The organism is Burkholderia sp. MSMB1072 (assembly GCF_001524725.1).
Lineage (GTDB): Bacteria > Pseudomonadota > Gammaproteobacteria > Burkholderiales > Burkholderiaceae > Burkholderia.
The window spans coordinates 187,926-200,542 of record NZ_LOYC01000034.1 but is presented as its reverse complement, the minus strand read 5'-3'; the positions used below and the strand labels follow the sequence as shown (position 1 = coordinate 200,542).

General features: G+C 65.7%; 8 protein-coding genes. All 8 read right to left on the bottom strand.

Translation table 11 applies throughout. The features are described 5' to 3' along the window. The 8 genes from WS89_RS18325 to WS89_RS18290 all read right to left on the bottom strand — a co-directional run bounded on the left by WS89_RS18325 (nucleotide 1) and on the right by WS89_RS18290 (nucleotide 12,593). Nucleotides 1–480 carry a DUF3304 domain-containing protein gene (locus WS89_RS18325; RefSeq protein ID WP_059792494.1) on the bottom strand — a complete coding sequence of 160 codons (480 nt, stop codon included), beginning with the start codon at nucleotides 478–480 and terminating at the stop codon, nucleotides 1–3. A gap of 8 nt (nucleotides 481–488) precedes the next feature. Continuing rightward, nucleotides 489–863, bottom strand: coding sequence for a DUF805 domain-containing protein (locus WS89_RS18320; RefSeq protein WP_059792492.1), 375 nt, complete (start codon nucleotides 861–863; stop codon nucleotides 489–491). Next, nucleotides 860–1,753 carry a DUF4123 domain-containing protein gene (locus WS89_RS18315; protein ID WP_257128185.1) on the bottom strand — a complete coding sequence of 298 codons (894 nt, stop codon included), beginning with the start codon at nucleotides 1,751–1,753 and terminating at the stop codon, nucleotides 860–862. Before WS89_RS18315 ends, WS89_RS18320 begins: the two co-directional genes overlap by 4 nt. 5 nt (nucleotides 1,754–1,758) lie before the next feature. Beyond that, nucleotides 1,759–4,563: a type VI secretion system Vgr family protein gene (locus tag WS89_RS18310; protein ID WP_059792488.1), complete on the bottom strand. Its 2,805-nt coding sequence runs from the start codon at nucleotides 4,561–4,563 to the stop codon at nucleotides 1,759–1,761. 342 nt (nucleotides 4,564–4,905) lie between these two features. Then, complete coding sequence (locus tag WS89_RS18305) at nucleotides 4,906–5,832, bottom strand: hypothetical protein (protein WP_059792486.1); 927 nt, start codon at nucleotides 5,830–5,832, stop codon at nucleotides 4,906–4,908. Continuing rightward, the gene (locus WS89_RS18300; protein ID WP_059792484.1) at nucleotides 5,829–9,527 is read right to left on the bottom strand and encodes a type VI secretion system Vgr family protein; all 3,699 of its coding nucleotides are present in this window, start codon (nucleotides 9,525–9,527) and stop codon (nucleotides 5,829–5,831) included. The genes WS89_RS18305 and WS89_RS18300 overlap by 4 nt, the downstream gene beginning before the upstream one ends. Before the next feature lie 61 nt (nucleotides 9,528–9,588). Beyond that, nucleotides 9,589–11,988 (bottom strand): T6SS phospholipase effector Tle1-like catalytic domain-containing protein, encoded by a 2,400-nt coding sequence (locus tag WS89_RS18295; protein WP_059792481.1) that lies wholly within the window; start codon nucleotides 11,986–11,988, stop codon nucleotides 9,589–9,591. After that, nucleotides 11,985–12,593: a DUF3304 domain-containing protein gene (locus tag WS89_RS18290; protein WP_059792479.1), complete on the bottom strand. Its 609-nt coding sequence runs from the start codon at nucleotides 12,591–12,593 to the stop codon at nucleotides 11,985–11,987. The genes WS89_RS18295 and WS89_RS18290 overlap by 4 nt, the downstream gene beginning before the upstream one ends. Between the last annotated feature and the right edge of the window lie 24 nt (nucleotides 12,594–12,617).

Genomic DNA, 12,617 nt, shown 5'->3' with positions numbered 1-12,617 from the left:
TTACTTCTCCTGCGTCGGTTTGAGCTCGGGTGCATTCATGTCGTCGACCCACTGCAGCTCGGCCGTGCCGTTCTTGCGGAAATACACACGCAAATAGCGCGACGTCGGCGATTCCGGCTGAGGAATGGTCACGTCGATCGTCTTGCGCTCGGGCTGGATACCGCGCTGAATGTCGTCCAGCGGCTGCGCGAATTCCCAGAACAGCTTCACCTTCTGCCCCGGCGTCACCTTGCAGCCGCAGGCGAAACCGCCGCCACCGCCGAATGCCTCACCGTCCTCGCGTGCCGACGGATTGCCGAAGCATCCTGACTTATGCTCGTTGTCGAGCCAGAATTCGTGGAGCTTGCGACCGTACTCGTTGTATCCGGTGACGCACACGTTATGCGGCTCCGCCGATACGTCGACGCCGTGCTTGCCGCATGCGGCAAGCACACCGAGCCCGACCAGCGCCAAAACGTGCATCCCTGCTCTGAATTTCATCGATACCCTCACACACTTCTGTCGTTGTTAGCTGCATCCGGCGATGGCGGACCGAACCGGTTGCGCGCGTCGTCCCCGCGATAGAACCCGTTCATCGCAATGGCGATGAACGCGCCTCCGACCGGGATCGCATGAAGAAGCGTCCACCATCCGGACTTGCCGATGTCGTGCCATCGCCGGACCGACACCGCCACGAGCATCCAGATCATCACGATCGCGAATGCCCAGCCGACGACATCGACGAACGTCTGGGCCCGCTGCGCGGTGGGTAAATCGGCGAGCGCATCGAGCGCGGAGCCGGCGAGCAACAACGGCACGGTCACGCACCACCATTGCAAGCGCCCGGCCCGGCCGCGCAGTGACAACAACGCCGGCACGCTCATCGCTGCGCCCCCTGTTTCGTCTCGGCATCCGCGGGGTCGCTCTGATCGATCAGGCGATCGAGCAATGCGTCGCACAACGCGTCGTGATCATGCCGATACGCAGCGATGCACTCGGCGACGACGCTCTCATCGCCAAGCTCCACGTGGCCAACCATCGCTAGCGTCGCACCGATCCGGTAAGCGAGTCGGTCGTCACTCAACCCCTGCGCGTCCAGCACACCGATCAGACGGCGCATGCGCGCGTAAGTGTCGAACGGATCCGCGTCGACGGGGATCCGGCCGTTGCGTCGCAATTCGGCGAGTACGGCGTCGGGCCGGCTCTCGTGCCGCAAAGCGTCGCGTTCGCGGGCATCCACGCATGCGTAGAAGATTCGTTCGTGCCGGCGCGGATGCCGCACCGTACCAACGGCGCCATCGCGACGCACCCAGGTCCACGACACGCACGGCGACAACAGCGCCTGATAGCGCGACTCGGACAGCGCGCCCGCCAGTGTCTGGAACACCGCCGCGTCGTAGAACCGCAGCAGCCCGTCGCGATCGTCGGGCAGGGTCACGCGCGTCCTGACGCCGAGTTTCGGCACGAGTTCATCGAGCGGATATACGCTGACCAGCGACAGAAACGCGAACGGCCGCCGCGCGAGTTGCCGTTCGAGCAACGCCGGCACGTGCGGCGCACGATAGTCGCACACCAGCGCGCAGACCTCCGGGTTGCTCGCCTCGGGCTGGCCAGCGAGCACGTTGTGAACCTGTCCTTGCGCAATCAACTCGCGCCAGGGCGCCGCGTTGATCGGCAACTGCGACGCATCGGTCAACAGATAGCGATGGGCATCCGGAAACGCCGCATGCTCGGCCGCCGCCGTCGTTTCCCATGCCTGGAGCAGCGCGGTCATCGTCGTCATCCGCGCGTGGCAATCGCTTCGTGGCGATGCGCGAGATCCCGCATGCATTCGACGCATGCGGGCTTGTTCATCGACGGCAACTGGACGTTCGCGGACCGCGGGCCGGTCAGCGTGTGCTGGGCCGCATGGAACGTCGCCTTGCCCGGCGCGCCGATCACGATATCGTTGCCTTCCATCTTCAGGAACGCGTTGGCCGCCGTGAGCAGCAGCCGTTTCGGCGACTGCAGCGCGACACTTGCCTGCGCGCTCGATACAGTCACCGTACGCTGCGCCCTGGCGTCGAGCGTCCCGGCATTCTGCGCCTGCACGGTGACGACGCCCGTCGCAGCGTGAAGCGCAATCCCGGCGGCCGGCACGGGGCGGCTGCCGCCGGGGGTCCCGTGCGCGTACAGCGCGATGCCTTCCTTCGCGACGATGCTCGACTTGCCCTCGACCGTGAGCTGCACGTCGCGTCCGGCGCTCAGCACGGTTTGCGTACCCGACGTCCACACGTGGCTTTGCGCCGTCAGCGCGGCGACGCCGGCCGCGCCGTGCGCGACGAGATGCGGATGCTGCCACGCAACCGCACCGCCGCCGCCGGCACCGCCCGCGCCGCCGCCTTCCCGCGTTGCGCCGATCGACACCTGGCTTTGCCGCAGGCCCTCGATCGCCGCGAGTTGCGATGTCGTGCCGTCGACGGTCGCGCCACGTGGCTGCGCCATGCTCATGCCCGGCTCCGCACCCTGCTTGCGCGCTGAATTCGCGAGCCCTTGCAGCATCTCGCGTTGCTGCGCGAGCAGCTGGCTCGCGGCACTCGCGTCCATCTGATTCACGCCAGGCGCCGTGCTGATCAGCAAGCCGGCGCCGGCGCGCAGCGCAGCGGCCGCCTGCGTCGACAGTTCGGCGCCGTAGCCGCGATCGGCCAAACGCCGGTTGTCCTCCACCTGCTTGATGTGCCCGAGCGTCAGGCTGCTGCCATGATCGGTCGTATAAAGGCGCGCACTCGACTGGCCGGCCGTATCGTCCAGCATGAATTGCCGCGAGCCGCCCGTGCCGGTCTGGCTCGCGCTCAGGTCCTGCGTCTTGAAGCCGGTCAGCACGGCCGCGTGGTCGTTACCGGCAAACCAGGATGCCGCATTGGCCGTGCCGCCGCTCGGGCCGCCCGCCAGCGCATTGTGCTGCGCGTCCATGTTGCCTTGTCCGTTGTACAGCGCAGCGACGGCGACCGGCCGGTCGGGCTGGCCTTCCAGCCATTCGGTCCAGACTTCCTGCCCGACGCGCGGCACGCTCACCCCACCCCAATTGTCGCCGCCGACTGGCGTCACCATGCGCGTCCAGGTGCCCGCGCCGCGGTCGGCCGGCGCGTTCGACGCGCGCGGGTGTTCCTCGCGACTCGCGGAATTCTGCCCGCGCTGCGCATGATGTTGAATCCGGATCCGGTGATCGCGTTCGGTATGAACCGGATCGCCCCCGCCGACCACGATGCTCGTCTGGGCGCCCGGCATCACCGCGACCGGATGCACGCGTGCACCGTGCCCGCTCGGCGCCAACGGCCGGTAAGCCTGGTCGAACGGCAGCGCGGCGAAGCGGTTCCGGTACACCTCGTCGCCGTCTACCAACGCGCCGCCAGCATGCGTCGTGGCGTCGAATGCCGCGTGCAGCGCCTGCGCACCGCCCGGCTCGCCGGGCGCGGCATCGAGCATCGGTGGAATCGCGCCGAGCCGTTGCGCGATCGCGCCGTGCACGTCGGCGCTCACGTTCGCACGCGCGTCGTGCTCGACGCGCAAGCACACGAACGCATGCGATGGATCGAGCGACGGATGCTGCGACATCGCAAAGTGCAGCCCCGGCCGCAAATCGCGACGCGTGCCGCTGCCTTCGGTCTGCAGCGCCGCCACGCGCTGCGCGTCGAGTTGCTGCTGCGCGCGCTGGTCGCCGATTGCAGCGGTCTGGAACGCGTACGGGCCTGCGACATCGCGATCCTCGCCCGGCGCGACCGCGCCGCTCGCGCGCACGCCGGACGGGCGGGTCGACAGGCTTCGATGATCCCAGCTGGCGCGCGCCACGCTGCCGATGCGCCAGCGGCGCGCGTTCAGGAATTGCCGAATGCCGCCGCGCGGGTCGCCGTCGCTCGTCTGGTGGAAACCGATGACTTCGGGTTCAGCGGGCGCGAAGCGCTGGTTCGTATCGGCCAGCACGAGCGTGTGCTTGCCAAGGTCCGTCGACTGCGCGTCGCCTTCGTGTTCGAACCAGTAGAAGATGCCCTCTTCCGCCCACAGTCGTTCGAGAAACGCGAAGTCCGATTCGCCGGCTTGTGCAGTCAGGCTGCGGTTCGCATATTTCGTCGGGTCGGCGAGCGCCCAGCGCCATGCCGGCGCGATCGCGCCACGCGCGTAGTGCGCGAAGATCTGCTCGCTGATCTCGACCACGCTCGCGTTCAGGAAGTTGTAGCTGTCGACCCGCTGATGCAGCAGCGCGAGCCATGGTTCGACGACGAGCCGCACGCGCGCAAGCCCGCCGTTGTAGCCGACGAGTTCCGCGGCCGTCACATGGCCGTGGAACGGGCGCCGCGTGTCCTGCCCGTCCGCGCCCTGCCACTCGACGAGGATCGGCGCACCGATCAGCTTGTCGAGCGGCACGTCGGGCCGCTCGGTCAACGCGGTGATCTGAAACCGGAAGCCGCCGCGATCGAGCGACTCCCATCCGCGCAGGCTCTCGGCGACGAGCTTGTCCACGCCGAGGGGCGTGGTCAGCCACAGGAACCGGTCGTGCTGCGACCAGCCGCGGAAGAATGTCTGGATGAGGTTAGATTCGGTCGACATGATGGGTGAGTTCAGGGTTCGCGGGGCTATGTCTCAAATCAGTTCTGCCGTGTATTTTTCGATGCCCGCATACTTCGCCGGCGGCATGATGTCCATATCCCGATCGGCACCACACACGACGAAACGTCAATCTGCATCACGCCGCTCCCGCGCTGTTGCTCTGCCAGCCTTCGACTCATTGCCGACTCGGGATCGCAAGATTGTTTGCCCACATATCCGGTCCATCGATGCGCACCTCATGCCGCCTTCGCTCCTGGATTCGAGTTCGACCAGTATGCGATTCGAGTCGGAGCGAATCGACAATGCGGGGCGAAGATCCGCGTAGCCTGCATCACGTCAGGATCACTTCCCCGTCAGTTTCACGTTTTCCAGCCGGTCCATCGGCGTAAAAAACCGCCCGTCCATTTCCTGCGGACGAAGGATGTCGAGGTTCACCGTGCCGACGAAGAGGTAGTTCCCGGCATCGACACGCCGCATTGCCGAATGATCGGTAAAGGTCAGCGCTGCGTACGGCACGACAAATTCCACCCGCTCAGGCTGGCCCGGCTTGACGACGATTTCGTGGCGGTAACGGCGCGACGTGTCGCTCAGATATTTGCTGACGAGCCTGACGTCGAATTCCACATTGTCGCTGCCGCCACCGATCTGCACATATTGCAAATCGGGACGCGCCAAATCCGCCGACCAACGATCCGGACCGTCGACCGTCACGTCCTGCTTGCCATCGTTCGAGAACGTTACCTCGATCACAAGATGCTCTTGCGCGGGCCGCACCGAGAATGTCGGATGCAGATTGATTTCCGGGGTGCCGTGCGCCAGCAAATCATGGGCAAGATCGTAAAGTACCGAGAGCTTGTCGTTGAATTGATCGTCGAACTGGTAGTTGTACGTACCCTCGTAATGGTGGCCGCCCTTGTCAAACGAATAGACGAGCACGGCCCCCTTATTGACTGCATGGATCTGGGGAATCGCCCTACTGCTCAACGTCGCCTTCACCAGATCGACATGCTGGCGATAGGTTCCTGTGAGACTCGCCGTATATTTTCCGATTCCAAAGTAACTCGATGGCGGCATCGGGTCGATATCCCGACCCCGCGAAAAATACGACACCTTGTGGCCATCGGCTGTGAAGACCATCGACGGCGACGGATTCATCTGCCCCTGTCCACTACGAATCTCGAAATAATCCGCGCGATCTTGTGCAAGCGCCATGTCCAACACTCCGAAAGAAATCATCGACATCACAACGACGAGAAAAGAGCGCTTCATTTCAGCACTTCCCAGTCAATTCCGGTCTTTTCGTTGAACCAGTCACGGAAGCCGTACATGTAGTACTTCGGAATTTCCGGCTTTTGCTGGAACATTCCGCGGCCCATCAAGTTCGTTTCGGTGGAGCGTTGCCAGTTGTCGTCAAGCTGCGCCATCGTCACGTCGACCAGATGTCGCGAGTTGATGTACTTCCCGAACACGGCGCCACCGTCAGTAAAGTACTCATCCGGCCAGCCAAACAGATGCCCGCTCTCATGCGCGATCGCATTCTGGGTCGATACCGGGACATACCGTTGCTGCCGCGGGTTCCACTCGACTTGCACTTCCCCCCAATTCGCCGAGTTCGCCCGCGTCACCTTGGGAAAGAGATTGATCTCAGCATGGCATCTCCCGGTTTGAACGAGCTCGACTTCAAGTTTCACCTTGACCTTGCATGTACATGCCTTGCCCAACGGACACGCCTTCGGCTGCATCGAGTAATTCCCCCGGTTCAGTCCTTCCTCGATGCGCTTCTTGAAGCCCGACACGGCAGCAAGACCACCGGGTCGATCCACTACCCTGATGATCAAGCCTTCTCGTATGCCGTCGCTGTTGTACGGCACCGAAAACGGCTTGCCCGTCGACGGATCCATATGGACGCGCCCCTGGTTGATCCAGTATTGATCTTTCAAATGAACCTTGATACGGACGGTGGCCGTCAACGTCGCCGTCGCAGGTGCATAGCCGATATCGTACGTCCCGGTCGATGCCGCATATTCAAGCCAGTTGGGTTTCCCATCCTTCAACTTCGGATTGCCGCCCTCGTCCGTCTCATAATAGTCCGCGGCCCCCATACTGACGGTGTGCTCTTCCTTCTTGATCGCGGGAACGTGAAGATTGCACGGCCCACTGTGCGCAGCCGCACCTTTTTTCGGCATGCCCCCCAGTTCTCCTGACACAGGTGGCGGCGTCGAATAACCGAGCGAGGGACCCGATCCCCCATCCGCCACCGTGGGTGCAGCCGCGGAAGGCGCGGGCAGCGGTTGACCGGGCGCACGGGAAAATGCCTGCGCCGCGCCGACGGCACCGCGCGGTGTCGGTAGCGTCGCACCGGCGATCGAGCTCGCCGCACCCGCCGCACTTCCCCCCGCCACCGCCCCTCTCCCCGCCGGACTCGCCGCCAGCGCCTGCACGAGAAAGTCGCACGGATCGCCCTGCGGCAACACCGGCAGCGCCGGCAGCTTCACGCTCGTCGCGCGCGGCCCCGGGAATGGATGCCCACCTGCCTTCACCGCGAACTGCCCCGGCGTCTCGACGACGATGTCGCCACCTTTCAGCGTGATCCGGTTCGGCCCCTGCTGAAGCACGATCGCTTCCTGCGCGAGCACGTCGACGCGCTCGTCGGTCGACGTCACGCGCACGGTCTGGTCGGCGAGAATCTCCATCGTCGACGCATGCGCCTCGACGCTCACCGGCCCTTCCCCCGCGATCGCCTTGAGCCCGCCCGCCACGCTGTACAGGCTCATCGCATCGCCCGTCGCCGCGGCCACGGTGGCGCCAGCGCCCACGTGCGCGTCGCCTTGCGACGTCAGATGAACGTGCTGCGCCGCATACGACACCGCGCTGTCCGGCGTCGTCACCACGATGTTCTCCGGCGACTCCATCAGCACCGCGGGCGTCGCGAATCGCTCGACGGGATCGCCGCCGTCGCGCTGCGTCCCGGTCGGCTTGGTCGCGCTCTGACCGCCCACGCTGCCCGCATACTTGCCGTCCTGCGCAGGATCGATCGCCTTGAGGAAATCGGTCTGCACCTTGTTCGCGCTCAGGCCGACCGCCTGCGCACCGATCGCCGCCGTGTCGAGTTCCTGCGCCGTTTTCGCCGCGTCCTTCAATTGCTCCACGCGTTCGGCGACATCCATCTGCGTCGACGCGCCGAGCCGGCGCGCAGTACTCGACAGCAGCACGCCCGCGCCGGCCCGCACGGCACCCCAGCCCTGCGTCGCCAGTTCGAAGCCTTCACCGCGATAAGCGCCGCGCATCGTACCCTGCTGGTCGATCAGATAGCCCTGCGCGAGGCGCGTGTCGGCAGTCGAATTGCTCAACTCGTGACGCAGTTGTCCGGCCGCATCGTCCATCACCCAGCGACTGCCGGGTTGCCCGTCGAGGGTTTGCGTCTGCAGGCCCGTCAGCGTTCCCGAATGGTTCGCATCGCTGCCCTCGCCGGCCGAGAACGGCGGACGCACGCGCCCGCCGTACACCTGGCCGAGCACGACCGGCGCATCGATGTTGCCCGACTCGAAGCCGACCACCACTTCCGCCCCCACACGCGGCGCAAACACATGACCGAAATTCGGCCCGGCCGCCTGTTCGGCGACGCGAGCCAGGATGCCCGAACGGTGATCGCCCGGCGCGTGGCCGGCCGGATTGGACCGGCTTGCCGTATCCGTCAAGCCGCCCGGCAGCGGCGCGACACCGCGCATCCACGGAAACTGGATGCGGACCTGGTGATCGCGCGTGCTGCTGACGCGCCCACCCGGCTCGCCGACCACGATCGCGGTCTGCACCCCGTACACAGTCGGCCGGTCGCGGAACGGCGGCACGATCGGCGTGCCTTCCGGCACCGCGACGAAGCGGTTGCGATACAGGCCCTTGTCGAGCTCGCCGCGTCCGAACAACTGCCCGATTTGCGCGCCGAGGTTGTTCACGGCCTCGTGCTCGATCGACAGCGGCACGAATCGCAGGGGGCCTCCCAGATAGTCGTTCAGCGTATGGACCTTGCCGGTCTCGAGCGTGCGCGACGAGCCGCCACCACGGTAGATCCGCTTCGCGAGCTGCAGCGCGTCGAGACGCTGTTCGGCGTAACGCTGCGCATCGCCGCTCGTGTCGAAGCGGCCGGCGCGCTGGCCGTCGTAGATTTCCCGCACCGGCAATAGCGGCGCGCCGGCATCGGCGGGCTGCTGAGCATGGCCGGCAAGCGCATGAAGTTCCCTGGCTTTCCAGCTCGTCGCCACCACGCGATCCGGCACGAGCTGACGCCGATCGGAGAATTGCGTCATCACGCCGTCCGGATCGCCGACGTCCTGCGCATTGAATGCGATCGCGCTGCCGTCGGGCAGCCGTGCATGGCGGTCGAACACAACGACGGTATGGTCGCCCGACGGCGCCTTCCCCGCGTCCTGCCCGTGCTCGATGCGAAACGACAACCCGGCCTCGGACAGCTGCCGCAACACGAAATCGAGATCGGTTTCGCGATACTGGCCGCGCAAGCGATACGATCGCAGCGGCTCGACGCGTTCATAGCGCCAGTGCGCTTCCGGATAGTCGCCGAACACGCGCTCGCAGATCCCCTCGGCATCGAGGTCGACGAAATACAGGCAATTGCGGCGCAGTTGCAGCAGCGCGAGCCACGATTCCATCGTGAGCCGATAACGCGTGAACTCGCCGTCACTCTCCGCATAAGCGGCATGCGTGATGTAGCCGTTCCAGCATCGTTCGCCCGCCGCCGTCGCGAGACGCAGCCGCGAGGCGCTGCCGATCAGCGGCGCGAGATCGAGAAACGGCTCGCTCGACAGCACGTCGATCTCGAACCGGAACGATTCGCTGATCCCCTCACGACCGTGAAAGCGCTCGACCACGAAGGCGCCCGGCATCGCGGTATCGATCTGGATATGACGGGTCGCTTGCCCGTACCCCGTTAATGCGGCAACTAGATCCATGTCGTTTCTCGGCAATCGCGCGCGAATGCGTGTCGCGCCGGCTGGTTCGTATCCAATCGGTTCATCGGAACAGCTTGCTCATGTCGACGTTGCGCTGCATCTGCTGACGCATCGCCTCCATGTCTTCCTGCACGCTCGGCACATGGGGCGCGTCCCAGCGTACGCCGTTCACGTAGACGGTGCGCCAGCGCAGATACCCCCAGACGAACGAAAACTCGCGCCCCGAATCCTGCAGCGCGAGGCCGCCGGTGACTTTCGGGTCGGTCAACACGGCGCTGTCGGTCGGCGCGGTGGCATCCCGGGCCGCGCGGGCTTTCCGTGCAGCCTGCTGCGCGGCGTCGTAACGTTTCAGGATGTCGGCCTGCTGCGCGGTCAGCGGCGAACGCGGTTCAGGCTCCGGCGCGACGTTGGCGGCCGGTCCGAGCCCGAGCGCACCCGCCCCCATCATCTGCATGATCTGCGACGGTCCCGGCATGCCGAGTTGCTGGCGCTTCTTCCATTCGGCGTGCTGGCGCTCGAACTCGGCCTGACGGGTTTTCAGCGCCTTGATCTGCTTGAGGTTCCACACGTCGTCATCGTCGCCCAGCGGCTTGAACCACGCGCGCGAGTCATGCATGAAGTTGTCGTACAGCGCGCTGATCGGCGCTTGCGGCGGCCCCATGTTCCAGTCGCCCCGCACCTCGAGCCACTGCTTCCATTTCTCTTCGAGCTGCAACTGGAAGAAATCCTCGGCACGCTTGGCGCTCGCGCGCACCAGCGGGCCGACGAACGGAATCGCGGACTGCAGGCCTGCGGCGATCGGCAGGACGGCCGGCGAAATGACGGCCGCCGCCTTCGGGTTCTGCGTGATCTTCCGGCTGACCGTGTTGCCTGCGTACCGACTCACGGTCGGTCCGCCTTCCTTCTCGCACTCGAGCAGGTCGCGCCATTCGAGCCGCAGCTCCTCGTTCGCGCTGTCGAGATCGACGGCATCCTGCGGATAGGCAGCCTTGGCGGCGAGAAACGACGGTTGCGAACGCAAATTGTCGAGCCGCATCTTGCGCCAGCGCAGGTAAAGCCCGTAGTGCGCGCGCATCAGGCCCGGCGTGCCGTGCTCCTTCGCGTAGTAATAGTCGGCACTCGTGCTCACATAGGCGGAAAACGCGCGCTTGAGCGCGGGAGAAATCGCGAACGCCGCCGCCGCTTCGGCAGCGACACCGGGCCCCTTGATATCGAGTGGCACACCGGCCTTGCGCGCTTCGCGATACATGTCGAGCAGCGGCACCTGCGACAGCTTGTCCGCATCGCTGGTGCCGCGCCCCTGCTCGCCCGGCCCGTAACCGCCGCCGACGTCCGAATGCACGCCCGGATAGACGATCTCCTCATGCCTGTCCCGCGACGCATCGATCAGGTCGAGCGGGAACGATCCGCGCGGCTCGTGGGCCGCGACCATATGGACGCAGCGGCGCACGTAGTGCGGCACGCCCATCAGCTCCTTGCGCCCCCAGCCGCCGTGCCCGTCGAACAGCGTCGCGGCCGTGCTTTGCGCGATGCCGACCGAAGCGACCGTATCGAAGATGCCGAGGAAGTCGTACGACACGGGCACGCCGCACAGGCTGAAATCGGGGTCCAGTGCGTCGGCCAGCCAGTTCGAGAACGTGCGGGCCTCAGCCGCCCCGCGCGAAAAACCGAACACGTACAGGCGAATGCGCTGCAGTTTCGGCTTGCCCTTCACCAGCAGATCTCCAACGCGCGCCTGCAGCTGCGCGCACCGGGCCCGCAATGCGACGCGGCGTTTCTCGTCCCACGCGCGCATCGTCGCGGTCCAGTTCGCCGTATCGACTTCGCCCTTGAGCTGCGCCCAGATCGTGTCGCGATCCCACGTCAGTTCGATCCCGTTCTGCTCGGCGGCCATCAGCTTGAGCGCACCGACGCTCGAACTGCCGCGCGCGTTGATGTCGCCGAGACTGCCCGGCTTGGCTGGGTTGCCGCCGAGATCGATGCCCTTGAAATTCAGGTCGACGCTGACGGCCTTCGCGAGTTCCTTGTCGCTCTTGCCGAGCGCCGCGGACAGCGAATTGCCGAACGCGTGCGCATGCACGACGTTGTGGATCTGCAGCAGCGCCCAGTTGATGCGCCCCTCGCCGGCCCATCCCGTCGCGGCGCCAGCGGCGGCCTGCAGCCCAACGCCCTGGTCGCCGATCTCGTTGACGAACGGCGTGCCGACGCCGGCCACGTAAATGGCACTGTGATACTTGTCGCGCGGAAACACGTCGAACAGTCGCGCGACGTTGCTGTGCTTGCCGCCCGCGCGATCGCGATCGGCGTTGTTGCGCGTGCCGTCGAAAAAGATACCGACATGCAGCGTCTTGCAGCAGCTCATCCCGTCGTCGTCGTGCAGCCGACGCATGATCGCGTCCTGCTCCTCGCGTGTGACGACGCCGACGTCAGGTCGGTCGGCGCTCGCGAAGCGGAAACTCATCGCGTGATCCTCTTGTCGGGATTCCGGCACTGCGGGTCGCTGTTGCGCAACGTGAAGTTCCCCGGGCACGCTTCGTCGGGCGCCTGGAGATTTTCAGGGAAGCCGCGGTAGCCGGGCATCCACTGAGACGCATAGACCTTGATTCGATCGTGCGGAAAGAACAGGACCCACAGGAAGCCGTCCGAGAATGTGTCGTAGCGCTCGACCGGTACGACCCGGCTCGCAAGCGCCTTCGGATCCTTCCTGTACAGGTCGTCGTCCCGCCACTGCAGGTTGACGGTCAGCCCCGGATGCCATTGTTTCGGCAACGCGACACAGCAGATGATCGCGCCGCCGCCGCTGCCGATACGCGCCGGTACCGTCCCGCCCCAGGTGCCGTCGACGTAGAACGTGCCGATCGGAACGTCGGTGTAGTTGAGGGCATTCAGCTTCAGCCCCAACGTGCCGGATGCGGCCACCGCGCTCGCGACGCTCGACGCCCCGGCTGCACTGGACTCGGCAGGCGATACGTCGGTCGCGCGCGAGCATCCGGCCGTCCCGAGCAGGATGGCCGTGAACATCAGCAGCCGAGCGGCAAACGTCGTGGAACCGGCATTCAAACTCATCTTTTCATCCTCTTCTCCGACGCC